The organism is Thiopseudomonas sp. SA1F2-1K (genome assembly GCF_057443035.1).
Genome location: NZ_CM172014.1, coordinates 709,475 through 727,061 on the forward strand (window position 1 = coordinate 709,475; position 17,587 = coordinate 727,061).

The 17,587-nt window shown below is 48.9% G+C and carries 17 protein-coding genes and 2 pseudogenes; 15 read left to right on the plus strand and 4 right to left on the minus strand.

The genetic code is table 11. The features are described from left to right. The first annotated feature begins 33 nt into the window (after positions 1–33). The 7 genes and pseudogenes from AC2T15_RS03380 to AC2T15_RS03410 all read left to right on the plus strand — a co-directional run bounded on the left by AC2T15_RS03380 (position 34) and on the right by AC2T15_RS03410 (position 7,913). On the plus strand, positions 34–966 hold the full coding sequence (locus AC2T15_RS03380) for a type IIL restriction-modification enzyme MmeI (RefSeq protein WP_486779008.1): 933 nt from the start codon (positions 34–36) through the stop codon (positions 964–966). Continuing rightward, entirely contained in the window at positions 966–3,002 is a 2,037-nt protein-coding gene (locus AC2T15_RS03385; protein WP_486778727.1) for a DEAD/DEAH box helicase, read from the plus strand. Before AC2T15_RS03380 ends, AC2T15_RS03385 begins: the two co-directional genes overlap by 1 nt. Before the next feature lie 10 nt (positions 3,003–3,012). Next, positions 3,013–4,317 carry a GIY-YIG nuclease family protein gene (locus AC2T15_RS03390; protein ID WP_486778728.1) on the plus strand — a complete coding sequence of 435 codons (1,305 nt, stop codon included), beginning with the start codon at positions 3,013–3,015 and terminating at the stop codon, positions 4,315–4,317. A 164-nt stretch (positions 4,318–4,481) separates the two neighbouring features. Beyond that, positions 4,482–4,808: pseudogene (locus tag AC2T15_RS03395) on the plus strand (integrase core domain-containing protein); the annotation flags it as partial. Between the two features lie 213 nt (positions 4,809–5,021). Then, a complete protein-coding gene (locus AC2T15_RS03400) occupies positions 5,022–5,660 on the plus strand; it encodes a DUF6088 family protein (RefSeq protein ID WP_486778729.1) in 639 nt (212 codons plus the stop codon). After that, positions 5,657–6,664, plus strand: a complete 1,008-nt coding sequence (locus AC2T15_RS03405; protein WP_486778730.1) for a nucleotidyl transferase AbiEii/AbiGii toxin family protein — start codon at positions 5,657–5,659, stop codon at positions 6,662–6,664. The genes AC2T15_RS03400 and AC2T15_RS03405 overlap by 4 nt, the downstream gene beginning before the upstream one ends. Positions 6,665–6,704: 40 nt before the next feature. Next, complete coding sequence (locus AC2T15_RS03410; protein ID WP_486778731.1) at positions 6,705–7,913, plus strand: IS256 family transposase; 1,209 nt, start codon at positions 6,705–6,707, stop codon at positions 7,911–7,913. A 214-nt stretch (positions 7,914–8,127) separates the two neighbouring features. On the opposite strand, the gene AC2T15_RS03415 is transcribed toward AC2T15_RS03410, so the two are convergent. Beyond that, entirely contained in the window at positions 8,128–8,868 is a 741-nt protein-coding gene (locus tag AC2T15_RS03415) for a class I SAM-dependent DNA methyltransferase (RefSeq protein ID WP_286592844.1), read from the minus strand. Positions 8,869–9,031: 163 nt separating this feature from the next. Between AC2T15_RS03415 and AC2T15_RS03420 the strand changes: the two genes are divergently transcribed. From AC2T15_RS03420 to AC2T15_RS03440, 5 genes are all read left to right on the plus strand, one after another. Beyond that, entirely contained in the window at positions 9,032–9,535 is a 504-nt protein-coding gene (locus AC2T15_RS03420) for a DUF1543 domain-containing protein (protein WP_486778732.1), read from the plus strand. 63 nt (positions 9,536–9,598) lie between these two features. Next, on the plus strand, positions 9,599–10,165 hold the full coding sequence (pnuC, locus tag AC2T15_RS03425; RefSeq protein WP_486778733.1) for a nicotinamide riboside transporter PnuC: 567 nt from the start codon (positions 9,599–9,601) through the stop codon (positions 10,163–10,165). Next, positions 10,153–10,677: an AAA family ATPase gene (locus tag AC2T15_RS03430; protein WP_486778734.1), complete on the plus strand. Its 525-nt coding sequence runs from the start codon at positions 10,153–10,155 to the stop codon at positions 10,675–10,677. Before pnuC ends, AC2T15_RS03430 begins: the two co-directional genes overlap by 13 nt. Positions 10,678–10,840: 163 nt before the next feature. Next, entirely contained in the window at positions 10,841–11,284 is a 444-nt protein-coding gene (locus AC2T15_RS03435; protein WP_486778735.1) for a MarR family transcriptional regulator, read from the plus strand. Next, positions 11,274–12,980, plus strand: a complete 1,707-nt coding sequence (locus AC2T15_RS03440) for a DHA2 family efflux MFS transporter permease subunit (protein ID WP_486778736.1) — start codon at positions 11,274–11,276, stop codon at positions 12,978–12,980. The genes AC2T15_RS03435 and AC2T15_RS03440 overlap by 11 nt, the downstream gene beginning before the upstream one ends. A gap of 90 nt (positions 12,981–13,070) precedes the next feature. On the opposite strand, the pseudogene tnpA reads toward AC2T15_RS03440, so the two are convergent. Beyond that, positions 13,071–13,487, minus strand: a pseudogene (gene tnpA, locus AC2T15_RS03445) (IS200/IS605 family transposase). 21 nt (positions 13,488–13,508) lie between these two features. Between tnpA and AC2T15_RS03450 the strand changes: the two are divergent. Continuing rightward, a complete protein-coding gene (locus AC2T15_RS03450; RefSeq protein ID WP_053099499.1) occupies positions 13,509–14,573 on the plus strand; it encodes an RNA-guided endonuclease InsQ/TnpB family protein in 1,065 nt (354 codons plus the stop codon). Positions 14,574–14,915: 342 nt separating this feature from the next. Here the strand turns inward: AC2T15_RS03450 and AC2T15_RS03455 are convergent, their stop codons facing one another. Beyond that, complete coding sequence (locus AC2T15_RS03455; RefSeq protein ID WP_009873361.1) at positions 14,916–15,221, minus strand: site-specific integrase; 306 nt, start codon at positions 15,219–15,221, stop codon at positions 14,916–14,918. A gap of 265 nt (positions 15,222–15,486) precedes the next feature. On the opposite strand from AC2T15_RS03455, the gene AC2T15_RS03460 reads away from it, so the two are divergent. Then, positions 15,487–15,615: a type VI secretion protein gene (locus tag AC2T15_RS03460; protein WP_001260374.1), complete on the plus strand. Its 129-nt coding sequence runs from the start codon at positions 15,487–15,489 to the stop codon at positions 15,613–15,615. Positions 15,616–15,670: 55 nt separating this feature from the next. Here AC2T15_RS03460 and tet(A) read toward each other — a convergent pair whose 3' ends face one another. Next, entirely contained in the window at positions 15,671–16,861 is a 1,191-nt protein-coding gene (gene tet(A) / locus AC2T15_RS03465; RefSeq protein WP_047706567.1) for a tetracycline efflux MFS transporter Tet(A), read from the minus strand. Positions 16,862–16,966: 105 nt separating this feature from the next. On the opposite strand from tet(A), the gene tetR reads away from it, so the two are divergent. Continuing rightward, entirely contained in the window at positions 16,967–17,584 is a 618-nt protein-coding gene (gene tetR, locus AC2T15_RS03470; protein ID WP_486779009.1) for a tetracycline resistance transcriptional repressor TetR, read from the plus strand. Positions 17,585–17,587 lie beyond the last annotated feature (3 nt).

Sequence of the window (17,587 nt, forward strand, 5' to 3'; positions counted from 1 at the left end):
AAGTTAGTTGGTGGAGAGTGGCATCCAAAATTAGTGTCAAATATCAGCCCTTATCTGCATGAAGGAAGTAATACAATTTCCCTTCCAAGGCGAAAACCACTGTCATGTGTAGCAGCTTTTGCAAATGGAAGTATTGCCGCAGACGGTGGGCATTTGATTTTGAATGCTCATGAAAGAGAGCATCTCATTGAAATAGAGCCTGAATCACAAAAATGGATTAGAGAATACCAGGGAGCTGAAGATGTGCTATCTGGAAGAACACGTTATTGCCTGTGGTTGGTTGATTGCACTAAAGAGCAGCTTCAAACCATGCCAGAAGTAGATGCTCGTGTAGAGCGAGTACGTCAAACTCGTCTAGCAAGTGCCAAGCTTCAGACGCAAAGAAAGGCTGAAACAGCACATCTTTTTACAGAGATAAGGCAGCCGAAAGAAGGTGACTATCTTGCTATACCGCGCACATCCTCAGAAACTCGCGACTATATACCAATCTCTTATAAAAACAGCTCAGTAATTGCTAATAACGATTTGCAGATAGTACCTGATGCTACCCTCTACGAGTTCGGTATCCTCACCTCTGAAATGCATAACGACTGGATGCGTACCGTAGCTGGACGATTAGAAAGTCGTTACCGTTATTCAGCCACTCTGGTTTACAACACTTTCCCTTGGCCTAATGTGACCGAGCCCAAGCGTAAGCATATTGAGTCTTTAGCTGAAGAGGTTTTACTTATCCGTGAGGATTACCCAGATAAGACCTTAGCGCAGCTGTACGACCCGGACATCATGCCCGAGCCTTTATTACAGGCGCACAAGAATTTAGATCGTGCGGTAGAGGCGTTATATAGAGAGAAGCCATTCCGTGATGCTTCCGAGCGCTTAGAGCATCTATTTGCCCGCTATGAAAAGTTAATTGCGGCAGAGAAAGAACAGGCGTTGGCAAAAAAGAAAAAGGGGAGTAAGTCGTAATGGCTAATTTGTTGACCGTTAATTACAAACAAACCGGCAAAAGCTCAAATCTCAATGCTATGGGCATGCGTGAAATGCAAGCGCGTGCTTATGAGGCACGTGATGCCCAGTACTTACTACTTAAAGCGCCACCCGCATCGGGTAAGTCGCGCGCACTGATGTTTTTAGGGCTAGATAAGCTCCATAAACAAGGGTTGAAAAAGGTCATTGTTGCTGTGCCTGAAATGTCGATTGGTGGCTCGTTTAAAGATACCAAGCTGACTGATGGCAGCTTCTTTGCCGACTGGGTTGTCCAGCCGAGTTATAACCTGTGCATTCCCGGTGGCGAGAGCAAAAAGGTTGAAGCGTTTATTCGTTTTTTAGCTGACCCGCACGCCAGTATCATTATCTGTACTCATGCCACATTGCGTTTTGCATACCAGAAATTACAGCCTGCAGACTTTAACAATACGCTACTGGCTATTGATGAGTTTCACCACACCTCTGCTGAGGGGGATAACCGTCTTGGCGAGTTAATTGACGGCGTGATGAAAGGTTCTAATGCCCATATTGTGGCCATGACTGGTTCATATTTCCGTGGCGACGCCGTACCTATTCTGCTGCCAGAAGATGAAGAACAGTTCACCCAAGTCACTTACTCGTACTATGAGCAGTTAAATGGCTACCAGCACTTAAAATCCCTCGGTATTGGCTACCACTTCTACACTGGTCGCTACCTTGATGCTTTGCATGAAGTGCTGGATACCAGCAAGAAAACCATCATCCATATCCCTAACGTCAACTCGGTCGAGTCCACTAAGGACAAATACTCGGAAGTGGATCATATTCTCGATGTGATTGGCGATGTGGTTGAGAAGGATATGCAAACCGGCATCATCACCGTGCGCACTAAGGATGGCAGACTCTTAAAAGTCGCAGACCTTGTTGATGACAACCCAATGCGAGTTGAGATACAAAACTATCTGCGTAGTATCAACAAAGCCGAAGACATGGACATTATCATTGCGCTGGGTATGGCAAAAGAAGGCTTTGACTGGCCTTGGTGCGAGCATGTTCTAACGATTGGTTATCGGTCATCTCTGACAGAGATTGTGCAGATTATTGGTCGAGCTACCCGTGACTCAGAGGGTAAAACGCATGCGCAGTTCACTAACTTGATTGCCCAACCTGATGCCGAGGATGACGATGTAAAAGTTTCAGTCAACAATATGCTTAAAGCGATCACTGTGTCGCTATTGATGGAGCAGGTGCTAGCGCCAGCGATTAACTTTAAGCCGCGCTCCAAGATGAAGCTGGGTGAAATGGTTGCGCCGGGTACAGTCATTATTGAAGACAGCTCTGCGCCGGTATCAGACAAGGTTGTTAAAGCGCTTGAGAACATGGACAACATCAAGGCTGCCATTTTGCAAACACCTGAAGTAATAGCACCAGCCATTACAGGTAATGATGACACTGAAGTGCTTGCGGAGGTTGCTATCCCCAAGGTGATCGAAAAGCTATATCCCGACATGGATGTAAGCGAGGTGCAAACGGTTGCCGATGCGGTTTATACGTCTATGGCCATTCAATCTACAGGTGGCCTATTTGATGAGACTGATTTACCGGCTGGTGCTGAGATTGCAGACGAGCCAGCTGATTATAAAGCGCCAATAACAGGTGAATCTTCTGCATCTAGTAAAGAGCCAAAGAAAAACCGCAAGTTTGTGCTAATTGGTAATAAATTTGTGAATATTGAACACCTGAATATCGACTTGATACGTGAGGTCAATCCATTTCAGGGTGCTTATGAAATTCTTTCTAAGTCTGTGACAACCACTGTTTTGAAAACCATTCAGGATACGGTTATTGGTATGCGCACCAATATGACCGAGGAAGAGGCTGTGATTCTTTGGCCGCGTATCAATGACTTTATAAAGGAAAAGAAACGTGAGCCGTCAGCGTCTTCCAGCGATGTCCATGAACTGCGCTTAGCTGAAGCGCTGGCTTATATCAAACGTAAAGCGCAAGAGCGTAAGGCGCAGGTTCAGCAATCATAGGGAGGTGTCTATGCTGTCAATTAAGCATGGTAAGCGTAAGAAACTATCGTTGGATGATATTTTTAATGGTCCAGATGAGTTTGGCCTTTTAAATGTTAAAGCTAAAAAAGTCAGTGGTGGCGCCTCGCTTGAGGTGTCTAAGTTTGAAGAGGTTAATGCCTTTATCGATAAAGAGGGGCGTCAACCAAATGCTGAGGGTGAGCTGGCAGAGAAGTTACTAGCTCGCAGACTGCAAAGTTATATCGATAATACGGACATGTATCCGGTATTGAGCTCATACGACCGGCACAACCTGCTAACCAATAAGGTACCAGCACCACACAGCACCACAGAGCCTTTTGCCCTAGATGCGATTGAATCAGGTGATGACAGTACGGTTGAGTCTTGCGAAGCAGAACAACCAATCTGTGCTGAAGAAGTTACCAGTCTCGATGATATTTTCAGCAGCGATATATTTGCGCAGTTGGATCACGGTGATCAAAGCTTGTTTGATATGACGCATGTGCCATTAACGTCTGATAGAGATATGCCTGATGAAATTGCACAGCAAACCCACTGCGCTGATTTTTATAAGTTTGAAAGTATCTTTAAAGACATTCAGGCCAAGCTAAAATCGGGTGAGTTACAGCACGTTCACTTCCAAAAAGAGCTACAGATACGTAAGGGTGATGCGTTTATCATGGATGGTGTCCTTTGCTTGATTGATGAGGTCGGCGAGTATAAAGAAGACAATTTTGGCCGCCCTAATCCAAGGTTGCGAATCATTTTTGAAAACGGTACTGAGTCAAACCACTTGCTGCGCTCGTTTGGCCGTAGGATGTATAAAGACAAAACCAGCAGGCGCATTATCCAAGATGCAGATTCGGTAGTAGATGCTTTTAATAATGTTAGCCACAAAGACAAACGAGTTGGCCAAATCTACTTTGTCACCACAATGAGTGATAACCCAGCTCTACGTGCAATACCGAATTTAATTAAAATCGGCTATACCGAGCAGACAGTTGAAGAGCGAACCAAAAACGCTGAGCGTGATACAGCGTTTCTTGAAGCCCCAGTGAAAATACTGGCCTCAATGGAGTGTTACAACTTGAATCCAAATAAGTTTGAATCACTCATCCATGGCTTCTTATATGCGCAACGCTTGAGAATGACGCTGGTTGGTCGGGACGGAAAAAGCTACCATCCGAATGAATGGTTCTCTGTTTCTTTAGAAGATGCCATGGAGGCTGCTAGGCGCATTATTGACGGCAGCATTGTCAAGTACCGGATGGATAACACCACTGGAAGATTGGTACGAAAGGCTGGTTTGGAATAAATGGTGTGATTCAAAGTGATTACTGCCAGCACAACCTCAACAATCTACAACTTAATTTGACAGACACCGGTTCGGCAGGCAGCGAAAGTCATGAATGTCGGCTGAGCTAAGTTATTACCGGCCGACAGGGCGCTGACCAGTAAGGCGCTTTAAATAGCCTATGAAAGCCTAAAGGAGTTATGTCTCATAGCGATCAAAGCAGTCATTATACGAGCCGTAAATTCCGGCAAACGCTCTGGCAGTGCCAAATCAAACAGAGCATGAGTCGACGCGGCAACTGCTGGGATAACGCGCCAATGGAATGCTTTTTTAGAAGTTTAAAAGTTGAATGGATGCCAACTTATGGTTACTACGCATTTACCCAAGCGCAGTGTCATATCGTTAAGTATTTAATCTGGTATTACAGCCAGCTAAGGCCTCATCAATATAATGGTGGCATGAGTCCAAATAAAGCTGAGGAAAATTACTGGATTAACTATAAGTCGGTGTGACCACTACAAGCATTGATCTATGCAAGCTATGAAGGCAGCTATGATTAAAGTAATGGAATAAGATCAACTCGACTTGTTAAAGAAGTAACCCGCGAAGGTGGTTAGCTAATAAACTTGCCTGCTCGCTATCTGTGTTGCTATCTTGTCTGAAATAACACACGCTTTTCCGGACAATAATTTATCATGATAAGGCCTAAAAGCATTGAAAATACTGTGCTTTATAGAATATACGGTAATGGTAGGGGGTGGTCTTTTTCTAGAAAAGATTTTGCCACCCTTGGCGAGCCCGGAACCATTGATCGAGCCTTAAGCCGTTTAGCTGACAAAGGCGTTATTCGTCGCGTAATGCGCGGTCTTTACGATTATCCTGCCTATAGCAAACTGCTTAAAAAAGAACTCAGCCCCGACATCGATCAAGTTGCACATGCGCTCGCGCGTAAGTTCGGCTGGCAGATTCAAGTCTCAGGTAATGCCGCGCTCAATATGATGGGCTTATCGACGCAAGTGCCGACTCAGTATCTGTATTTAAGTGATGGCCCGAGTAAAAGCTATCAGGTGGGTAGCAGAACAATTGAGTTCAAAAAAACGCGCTTTACTCAGCTGGGCTTAAAGTATCAGCAAAGTGAAATATTGGTGCAGGTCATTCAGGCTTTAGGTGATCAGCCATTCACCACAGAGCAACAGAATAAAATTCGTAATTATTTAGCTGCCACTAGCGGTATTAAGGATGTGGTTGAAAGTGGCGAGTTATCAGAATTACTGGTAAAACGGATTTTAAAAGACACCCAGTATGTGACGGGCTGGATCGTGCAACGTATTCGTCAGGTATTGTTAAGCAAGGACGCACAATGAAAACTATCGCCAAACTTACAGAGCGAGAACGCAGAGAGCTGTTCAGTGAAACTGCTAGCGCTATGAATATCACCGCTGCTGCGGCTGAGAAAGATTTTTGGATATGCTGGGTTTTATTGCATTTATTTGAAGATAAGCAACTTAGTCATTGTTTACGCTTTAAGGGCGGAACGAGTCTTTCTAAGTGCTATAACGCCATTGAACGGTTTTCTGAAGATATCGATCTGATTTTAGACTGGACACAGCTAACAGAAGAAAACCCAGAAGCAGCGCGCAGTAAAACCAAACAGGAGCGGCTTAATCAAGCGATTAACGCGCAATCAAAAAGTTATATTGCAGGCACCTTACTGCCTCGTTTGATCGAGCTAATGGGTGATACCTGTGAGTTATTTATTGATACTGATGATCCTCACACGATTAATATTGCTTATCCTCAAGCTTTTGTCTCGACATACTTAAGACCGCAAGTTCGTTTGGAGATTGGACCGTTGGCGGCGATGCTGCCTATGGAATGGTGTGAGGTAGAGTCTTATGCCGCAAAGTATTTTCCAGCTGTATTTAAGCAGACTCACATCTCTGTGCCGACCATCCTTGTGGCGCGCACATTTTGGGAAAAGCTGACTATCCTACATGCAGAAGCGCACCGCCCAAGTGATAAAACATTGCCCAGTCGTTATGCTCGCCACTATTACGATGTGTACAAACTGCTTAAAACGGGCTTGTCGCAACAGGCGCTTGAGCAAGTGAACTTGTTAAAGGAAGTTGTGACCTTTAAACAAAGGTTCTACCCTAGTGGTTGGGCTAATTATCAATGCGCTACTTTAGCCGGTTTGTTATTGCAACCGTCTGAGGTTCATATAGACGCATTAAAAGCTGATTACGAGCAGATGCAAGAAATGCTATTTGGTGAAAAGCCCAGTTTTGAAGATATTATTAAAGCTCTAATAGATTTGGAATGCCAATTACGAACGCTTGCGGAAGAGACTGTAATTAAATCTGTGTAACTGTTTATCATTGACCCCTAACGGGAAGGATAAACAGACGATGAACAAAAAAGACCTCGAAGCCTTTGCACGCGAAGCGGCAAAAGGTATTAAAACTGAAAAAGACCTGACAGACATGCGAGCCATGCTCACCAAAGTAATGGTTGAAGCAGCGCTTAGCGTTGAGCTTGACGAGCATTTAGGCTATCGCAAGCACGAGCAGTCCAGCTCAGAAAACAGCCGCAACGGTGTCACGCGCAAAACCGTGCGCACTGAAGACGGCCAGTTTGAGCTGGATACGCCACGTGACCGACAAGGTGATTTTGAACCGCAGCTGGTGAAAAAGCACCAAACTCGCTTTACCTCGATGGATGATAAAATCCTTTTTCTCTATGCCCAAGGCATGACGACACGAGAAATTGTCGATACCTTCAAAGAAATGTACGGCGCAGATGTGTCTGCAAGCCTCATATCTAAAGTCACTGATGCCGTTATTGATCAGGTAGTTGAGTGGCAGTCACGGCCACTGGATGCGGTTTACCCCATCGTTTATCTGGACTGCATTGTGGTTAAAATCCGCCAAGATAAGCATGTTATCAACAAAGCCGTTTATCTTGCTCTAGGCGTGAATATGGAAGGCCAAAAAGAGCTATTAGGCTTATGGCTGTCTGAAAATGAAGGCGCTAAGTTCTGGCTTAATGTGCTCACTGAGCTTCAAAATCGGGGCGTAAAAGATATATTAATTGCCTGTGTTGACGGGCTAAAAGGCTTCCCTGATGCCATTAATGCGGTCTTCCCTGAGACTCAAATTCAGCTTTGTATCGTTCACATGGTACGCAACTCAGTCAAATATGTGCCCTGGAAGGACTACAAGGCCGTCACCGCCGAGTTAAAGCAAATATACCAATCAGTCACCGAAGAAGAAGCCTTGCTCGCCCTGAGCCAATTTGCTGAGCACTGGGACGACAAGTACCCACAAATCAGCAAGTCATGGCGGACGCACTGGCATAACCTCAATACCCTGTTCAATTATCCTGCTGATATCAGAAAGGTGATTTACACCACCAACGCCATTGAATCGCTGAATAGCGTGATCCGCAAAGCCATCAAAAAACGTAAACTGTTCCCAACCGATGACTCGGCTAAGAAAGTCATCTATTTGGCAATCCAAAATGCGTCCAAGAAGTGGACCATGCCGATCAGAGATTGGAAACCGGCATTGAATCGATTTATGATTGAGTTTGAAGACCGCTTAAAAGATTATATTTAACCTTGGCAGTTACACAGAATCATTTACAGGGTCTTGCGGAAAAACATGAGTTGCGTTAACCGCATTGATCTTTCTCTATCTTTAGTAGCACCACTTAGATGAGATGAGTCATATTATGCAGCCCTCTTCGCATACTCGGAAGGGACTTGGTAATCCAGTGGGCTCACAACTTGCTCTCACAGTGGCTCAAAAACTATCAGTTTACTGAGCCACTCTATCTTCTTACCCCCACCACAATTACATTCCCGGATGCTTGATCCCAAGGCTGAATACTGTGGTAGTTGTGTTCGAATAAATGCACCTCAAAGTAAGGTTGTAAAATCTCCAGCAATTGCTCGAAGCTAACCGCGACCATGGTGTGTTGATCGTGCCAGTGATGCAGCTGCTGATTTTGGCAGCTGATCTGAATTTTTAGCTGTTGCTGCTGGCCTTGGCCGCTGTAGTGCCAAGCGGACTGAAAGCTTAATACCCCATCGGCATGAACTGTGCTGTAGCTGGCTACCAGTTGGTTGTCAATTTTGTCTTTATTGACCGCGTTAAAGCAAAAAACACCACCACTGGCTAAGGCGTTATAGGCTTGCTGGATGCAGGCGGTGAGCTTGGCCAGAGTGGCATTGTAGTGAATGGAATAAAGAAAGCAGGTAATTAAGTCTTGTTGGTCGGCTAAGACAAATTCACTCATATCTTGCAGGTGAAAGCGCGCTGTCGGGCAGCGTTGTTGCGCGCGATCCAGCATGGGCTGGTTGATATCTAAGCCTTGGGATTGAAAGCCAGCAGCTAAAAAATGCTGCACATGGGCACCAGTGCCACAGGCTAGATCTAAATGCCGCTGGCCACCATTGCCAAAAATCTGATTAAGGCGGCGTACCGCATCACTTTGAGCTGGGTAATCAATCTCAGCGCAGAGCACATCATAGTAATGTGAGAGATCAGTGTATAAAGCGGTCGTAGACATAGCGGCGCGCCATTCAAAGGGAATTTTGGACAGCGCATACTAAGCTAAATCTAAGATTTTACTAGCCTTCAACTAACAAATAATCAACCTCCTTAATCGCTGGCTAATCGGGTTAAACTAACGCCGAGTTAAGACTGCTAATGACGAGGTTTAAGGCGGGCTGATGGCATATAAATTAGGCATGTTTTATTTAGGTGGCGGCGCCACTGGCGCTAACTTAGAGCTGCATGATCTACAGTTTGTAGCGGTAGAAACAGTTGAGCAGGCTTATCCGCGCTTAAGGCAGGCATGGGTGGGGGACAAACATAAGTTGCACCTAGATGGTTATAGCTGGATTACTTGGGCGGATGGTTACGCTGTGAGTTTGAGTAAGAACAAGCCAGAAGGCCGGTTAAAGTTGTTTTTTGTCAATGTCGGAGGCTATCGCCAAGGGCAGTTGGCAGAGCTGCACGAGTTTGCCTTGTTTGTAGCTGAAACGCCCGAGCAGGCTAAGCAAAAAGCCCTTGAGCAACTCTTGCTAGGGGCGGACTTAAAGCATAAAGACAACCTGAAAGCGGTGGAGCATTGTCTGCTGCTTGAGTTATTTGATCAGTATTATGTGCACCTAACGCCGGATAGCAGCGGTCAGCCTGATCTGCCAGCTTGGCAAGGCTATCATCGACTCTAAAAGGGCTCAGAATTTTGAGCGTTACTCAACTAATACATAGAAACTGCTTTGGAGTTGTTGCTCATGCTATGGCTTGAAGGGATAGCAGTGTTGCTAGGACTGAGCTCGGTCACCCTGATGGCGCGCCAAAATCCGTTGGCTTGGCCGATAGGTTTGGCCATGGTGGTGTTATATAGCTTGATTTTTGCTCAAACGCGGCTGTATTCAGAAATGCTATTACAGCTGATTTATGCCGTGCTGCAGCTTTATGGTTGGTGGCAATGGCTGTATGGCGGAGCTCAACAGCAGCCGCGGCGCGTGACTCGCTTGCCTGCTGCTCAGATGGGGCGTGATTTACTGTTGGGGGCGCTGATTAGTTTATTGCTAGGCGGGGTAATGCTGACCTTGACTGATGCGCGCTTGCCTTGGGTGGACGCAGCGTTAACTGGTTTTAGTTTGGTCGCACAGTGGTGGATGGCTCAAAAGCGGGTGCAATGCTGGAATTTATGGTTGCTGCTAGATCTGTTATATGTGCTGATGTTTAGTTTAGCTGAACTGTATTTAACGGCGGGACTGTACCTAGTGTTTTGTGGCTTGGCGTTGTATGGAAGGCAACAATGGCGTAAGGAGTTAACCCAATGCGCGTCGTAGTGCTAAGTGGCCCAGAATCTTCGGGGAAAAGTCGATTAACCGCGTGGTTGCAGCAGCAGTTTTCAGCCGTGCGGGTGGATGAATATGTGCGCACTTTTATTAGCCAAAAACAGCGAGATACCTGTTACTCAGACATTAGTTTGATTGCCGCAATACAGTTCGCCCAGGAGCTGGCTGCCCGGGCGCAGCAACCCAAGTTATTGCTTTTGGATACCCATCTGTTAAGCAACATGCTTTGGAGTCGTACTCTGTTTGATGATTGTCCGGCTTGGATTGAAGCCGCGTTGCTGTGCGAACACTATGACTTAACGCTGCTGTTGTCACCTCAAGGTATGCCCTGGCAGGCCGATGGAATGCGTTGTCAACCACAGCTCGCTGAGCGGCAGCAGTTTTTTCAGCAGGCTAAAGACTGGTTGGTGAGCCATGAGCAGCCGTATCAGGTGCTTACTGGTGATTGGCCGCAGCGCCAACAGCAAGCCTATCTTGCGGTGCAACAATTATTGCAGGCTTAATACAGTGCGCGGCAATGGGCTCAGCAGCGCTGGATCAAGGGCGGGGCTATAAACTATTTGGCTAGCGATTGCCTAGTGTGTTCTCGAACGTAAGTGTTTAGACTTAGCGCTGATTATTAAGTATTAAGTAAAAAGCCCTTAGTCGAATGGGAGAGTAGGCGGGATGTCGATTACACAGCAACACTTATTTGCAACGCAGTTAGCGCAATTGTCTCGGGCGTGGCGCGCTGAGTTAGATAAGCGTTTGCAGGGGCTTAATTTATCTCAGGCACGCTGGTTAGTGCTGTTGCATTTAGCGCGTTTTGAACAAGCACCCACCCAAAGCGAGTTGGCACTTGAAGTTGGGGTTGAAGGTCCCACCTTAGCCCGTTTACTTAGCGCCTTGCAGGCGGAAGGTTTAGTCGAGCGTAAGGCCGCGCTAGAAGATCGCCGCGCCAAGCATATTTATCTAACCGAGCTGGCTAGGCAGCGCATCGAGCAAATTGATGGCATTGCCGCAGACTTACGTGCGCAAGTGTTTAAGGGGATTAGCGCTGAGCAGCTAGAGTTATGTCAGCAGTTACATCAAACCATGTTGGTGAACTTAGAAAGTGTCAATGTACCGTGATTTAGACATGATGCAAAAACACTATGGCGCCCGCTATAAGACGTGGCTGCTCAGTGTATTGCTATTGGGCAGCATGGTGATGGTGCTGTCGTCTACCAGTATCAACGTGGCGCTTCCAGAAATTATGAATCAGTTTCACATGGGGCGCTCCATGGCGCAGTGGCTGGTCACTGGTTTTTTGGCAGCGATGACTTCTGGATTATTACTGGCGGCTTGGATTCAAGCGCGGATTGGTGCCCAGAATACCGTACAGTTAAGTATTGGCGTATTTTTGATGGCCTCAGTGTTAGCTTTGATTGCTACCGAGGGCTGGCAGTTGATTGCGTTGCGGATTATTCAAGGGGCCTGTGCGGGGATTATTCAGCCGCTGGCCACCGTACTAATTTTTAGAGTGTATAAAGATGGCCGTCGTGGGCGGGCGCTGGGTATTTATGGCTTAGGCTTAATGATCGCGCCAACTGTGGGACCGACCATCAGTGGTTATCTGGTGGATGCCTATGGGTGGATGGCGGCATTTTGGCTGCCGATGCCGGTATGTGTGTTGCTGCAGGTGGTTGGGCCGCTATTGCTGCCCAATGACCGTGAGCCTGAGGCTAAACGTTTAGATGTGCTGGCCTTGGTGTTGTTAACAGTTTCGTTATTTGCCGGCTTAGGCGGGTTAGCTGAGGCCCAATTACAGAATTGGGACAGCCCTTGGGTTTATGGGCCAATTGCGTTAGCTTTTGCCTGTTTAATAGGCTTTTTTGTGGTCACTCTCGGTAAAGAAAATGCGCTATTGCCCTTAGATTTGTGGCGTATTCCGGCTTATCGTCGGGCCAGCTGGATTGCTTTGGCTTTAGGTATGGGCTTGTATGCCTCTACTTATTTTATTCCCCTGTTTTTACAAACTGTTGGCGGCTTTACCGCTGGGCAGTCAGGGCTTATTTTACTGCCAGCGGGGATCTTTTTGGGCTGCGCCTCGTATATCAGTGGCTGGCTCTGTGATCGGGTGAACTTTGCCTGGATTTTAATTATCGGCTTACTGTTGTTTGCTTTATCCAAGGCGTGGTATGGCCTGTGGGGCGTGAGCAGTGGTTACTGGTGGTTGTGTATCTGGGCGGCGATTGGCCGTGCTGGGATGGGGTTATTGGGGCCTGCGATTAATACCGTTTCTTTAGAAAACTTAACTTCAGCTCAGCTGGCTCAAGGCGCCAGTGGGATTACCTTTGTGCGTCAGCTGGGGGGCGCCTTTGGGATTAACTTGCTCACGGCATTTTTAGAGTGGCGCTTTGAGGTGCGTGGCGGTACTCCTGAGGCCGACAATCAAGCCTTTGAAGAAACCTTCTGGTTGATGGGGTTGGCATTTGCTTTAGCTTTATGGCCTGCCTGGCGATTGCGACCAGGCCCGCTGAATCGCGCCGAACTGCGCTATCAAAAGTACCAAGACCGCTTGAGTGCAAAGCAAGCAACTGAGAATACCGCAACCGCAGCGCAGCTCAACACAGATAGCGAGAGTGCCAGCAGCGATATAAGCACAGACAGGCAAGTGGACTTAGCAGCGGATGCAGAATCACAGGCTGAGGTGGTCACAGCGCATGAGGAGTTAGGTGAACTGGCGCTGGATGATGAGCTAGCTGAACCGGCTGTAACTCTAGAGCAGGCCGACCAGTCTAAGTCGAGCGAGCAAAACGAGTTACCCGCTCAATCAACTCCTTGAGTCAACCCCGTCGCATCATTGACCAAAATGCGTGACAAGCCCCGTACTTCTAGTGCAGGGAAGGATAGCGCTGGGAGGCGTTAGCCTCCCTTAATGCGGTCGGGCTTGTTGCTCAATGTATTGTCTAATCACTGAAATAGGAGCACCACCCACACTTCCCGCGTAGTAGCTGGGACTCCAGAGCGCGTTTTTCATGTATGCAGGTTTAACCAGCTCAGGGTGTAACAGTTTGAGCCTCCGGCTCGACACCCCTTTCAAACTATTCACCAGTTTCGATACCGATACTTTCGGTGGAAAGTTCACCAGCAGGTGAACGTGGTCGGCTTCGTCATTGAATTCCACTAACTCCGTTTCAAAGTCCGTACACACGCTGCGAAAGATACTTTCCAGCGACCTAAGATGATTATCGGCAAACACAGCGCCACGGTACTTCGTAATAAAGACCAAGTGAGCATGAAGATCAAAAACGCAGTGTCAGCCTGTTCTATATGTATTGTTTTTTCTCATAGACCAAATATAATCGAAAGCATGAAGCAGACCAAGACTTTAAAAGTTCGAGTTAAAGATAAGCACCGACCACTGCTAAATAACATGGCGCGGTCGGTGAACTTTGTCTGGAACTATGTGAACGAACTTAGTCACCGCTCAATCAAAGAGCGTGGCGTGTTTTTGTCTGCCTACACTATCCAGAAGTACACGCAGGGTGTGCACAAAGAGCTGGGATTGCATAGTCACACGGTGCAGAAGGTAGGTGCTGAGTACGCTACGCGCCGCAGACAGTTCAAGAAATCACGCCTTAGTTGGCGCAAGTCTGGCGGTGTACGCCGCTCACTGGGCTGGATACCGATCAATACAGGCATGGCCAAATGGAAGAATGGTCAGGTTTATCACAACGGCCACTACTTCAACGTATGGGACAGCTACGGTCTGTCACAGTATACGTTCAAGTCTGCCTCGTTCAACGAGGATGCCCGTGGCCGCTGGTACTTCAATGTGGTGGTTGAAGTTGATGTAGTGATGCCCAAGGGACAAGACTGTATCGGTATTGATCTTGGCTTAACCGACACAGCCACCTGCTCGGACGGCACAAAGCTGGAGGCGGGTCGCTTCTATCGCGGTCTTGAGGAAAAATTAGCCATAGCACAACGGGCTAGAAATAAAACTCAAGTCAAAACCATTCACGCCAAGATTGCTAACCGTAGAAAAGATACGCTGCACAAGTTCAGTCGCACGTTGGTCAACCGCTGCGGTGAAATCTATGTCGGCAATGTCAGTAGTTTAAAACTCGTTAAAACCAAGATGGCCAAGTCAGTGTTGGACGCTGGCTGGGGTCAATTAAAAACAATGCTGAAGTATAAAAGCGATCACGCTGGCATTGTTTTTAAGGAAGTGAACGAGGCATACACCACCCAAACCTGTAGCTGTTGTGGCGCACTGCCCGATAGCAGGCCGAGAGGTATCGCAGGGCTTGGAATAAGAGAATGGATGTGCAGTGCGTGTGGTGTCACGCACAGCGACCGCGATGTAAACGCGGCCAAGAACATTCTCGCGGTCGGGCATGGCCGTCTAGCTGTAGGAATCCCCGCCCTTTAGGTCGGGGAGGATGTCAATTAAATTAGATAAATCTCTTATTGATAGACAAACACACTACACTTAATACCCATTATGTTAAAAACGACAGGATTCATGAAAATCATCAGAATTGTGCAGGATGGTTCACCTATCGATTAGATATGGGGTCTGAAGGCCAATAGAACGAAAACGTACGTTAGTGAAGTAACTGTCTGATATATCGAAACATAATGTACATTGGAAAACGCCATCAAAACGGTGTCTTTTTAATCGAAAATTGGCACTTAACGGACTTTCTTGTCTACTAATCGATTTTTCAGACGATAATTTTCCTCTTACCGTACGTTTTCGTACGGTTGGACCTCAAACCCCTTTGAGCGTGGCAAGCTGCACAAAGGGATAGGGCGGCACCAGAGAAAAATCACTCAGGGTCAATGCCAGCGCTTCGTTAATACAGATGTAGGTGTTCCACAGGGTAGCCAGCAGCATCCTGCGATGCAGATCCGGAACATAATGGTGCAGGGCGCTGACTTCCGGTGCCAGCAGATATTTTGGCAGTTTGCCTTGGATCAGAGCCATCTGACGCAGGGCTAGTGCAGCCGGATAGTCAATAGCTACCGGCAGCGGTGCGGACTGTTGTAACTCAGAATAAGAAATGAGGCCGCTCATGGCGTTGACTCTCAGTCATAGTATCGTGGTATCACCGGTTGGTTCCACTCTCTGTTGCGGGCAACTTCAGCAGCACGTAGGGGACTTCCGCGTTTCCAGACTTTACGAAACACGGAAACCGAAGACCATTCATGTTGTTGCTCAGGTCGCAGACGTTTTGCAGCAGCAGTCGCTTCACGTTCGCTCGCGTATCGGTGATTCATTCTGCTAACCAGTAAGGCAACCCCGCCAGCCTAGCCGGGTCCTCAACGACAGGAGCACGATCATGCGCACCCGTGGCCAGGACCCAACGCTGCCCGAGATGCGCCGCGTGCGGCTGCTGGAGATGGCGGACGCGATGGATATGTTCTGCCAAGGGTTGGTTTGCGCATTCACAGTTCTCCGCAAGAATTGATTGGCTCCAATTCTTGGAGTGGTGAATCCGTTAGCGAGGTGCCGCCGGCTTCCATTCAGGTCGAGGTGGCCCGGCTCCATGCACCGCGACGCAGCGCCGGCAGGCAGAGCAAGTAGAGGGCAGCGCCTGCAATCCATGCCCACCCGTTCCACGTTGTTATAGAAGCCGCATAGATCGCCGTGAAGAGGAGGGGTCCGACGATCGAGGTCAGGCTGGTGAGCGCCGCCAGTGAGCCTTGCAGCTGCCCCTGACGTTCCTCATCCACCTGCCTGGACAACATTGCTTGCAGCGCCGGCATTCCGATGCCACCCGAAGCAAGCAGGACCATGATCGGGAACGCCATCCATCCCCGTGTCGCGAAGGCAAGCAGGATGTAGCCTGTGCCGTCGGCAATCATTCCGAGCATGAGTGCCCGCCTTTCGCCGAGCCGGGCGGCTACAGGGCCGGTGATCATTGCCTGGGCGAGTGAATGCAGAATGCCAAATGCGGCAAGCGAAATGCCGATCGTGGTCGCGTCCCAGTGAAAGCGATCCTCGCCGAAAATGACCCAAAGCGCGGCCGGCACCTGTCCGACAAGTTGCATGATGAAGAAGACCGCCATCAGGGCGGCGACGACGGTCATGCCCCGGGCCCACCGGAACGAAGCGAGCGGGTTGAGAGCCTCCCGGCGTAACGGCCGGCGTTCGCCTTTGTGCGACTCCGGCAAAAGGAAACAGCCCGTCAGGAAATTGAGGCCGTTCAAGGCTGCCGCGGCGAAGAACGGAGCGTGGGGGGAGAAACCGCCCATCAGCCCACCGAGCACAGGTCCCGCGACCATCCCGAACCCGAAACAGGCGCTCATGAAGCCGAAGTGCCGCGCGCGCTCATCGCCATCAGTGATATCGGCAATATAAGCGCCGGCTACCGCCCCAGTCGCCCCGGTGATGCCGGCCACGATCCGCCCGATATAGAGAACCCAAAGGAAAGGCGCCGTCGCCATGATGGCGTAGTCGACAGCAGCGCCGGCCAGCGAGACGAGCAAGACCGGCCGCCGCCCGAAACGATCCGACAGCGCGCCCAGCACAGGTGCGCAGGCAAATTGCATCAACGCATACAGCGCCAGCAGAATGCCATAGTGGGCGGTGACGTCGTTCGAGTGAACCAGATCGCGCAGGAGGCCCGGCAGCACCGGCATAATCAGGCCGATGCCGACAGCGTCGAGCGCGACAGTGCTCAGAATTACGATCAGGGGTCTGTTGGGTTTCACGTCTGGCCTCCGGACCAGCCTCCGCTGGTCCGATTGAACGCGCGGATTCTTTATCACTGATAAGTTGGTGGACATATTATGTTTATCAGTGATAAAGTGTCAAGCATGACAAAGTTGCAGCCGAATACAGTGATCCGTGCCGCCCTGGACCTGTTGAACGAGGTCGGCGTAGACGGTCTGACGACACGCAAACTGGCGGAACGGTTGGGGGTTCAGCAGCCGGCGCTTTACTGGCACTTCAGGAACAAGCGGGCGCTGCTCGACGCACTGGCCGAAGCCATGCTGGCGGAGAATCATACGCATTCGGTGCCGAGAGCCGACGACGACTGGCGCTCATTCCTGAAGGGCAATGCATGCAGTTTTCGACGGGCGTTGCTCGCTTATCGCGATGGCGCGCGTATTCATGCCGGGACGCGGCCAGCCGCGCCGCAGATGGAAAAAGCCGACGCGCAGCTTCGCTTCCTTTGCGATGCTGGCTTTTCGGCAGGTGACGCGACCTATGCGTTGATGGCAATCAGCTACTTCACCGTCGGCGCTGTTCTTGAGCAGCAAGCTAGCGAGGCAGACGCCGAGGAGCGGGGCGAAGATCAGTTGACCACCTCAGCGTCTACGATGCCGGCGCGCCTACAGAGCGCGATGAAAATCGTCTACGAAGGCGGTCCGGACGCGGCATTCGAGCGAGGCCTGGCTCTCATCATCGGCGGTCTTGAAGGGATTGTGTAGGTA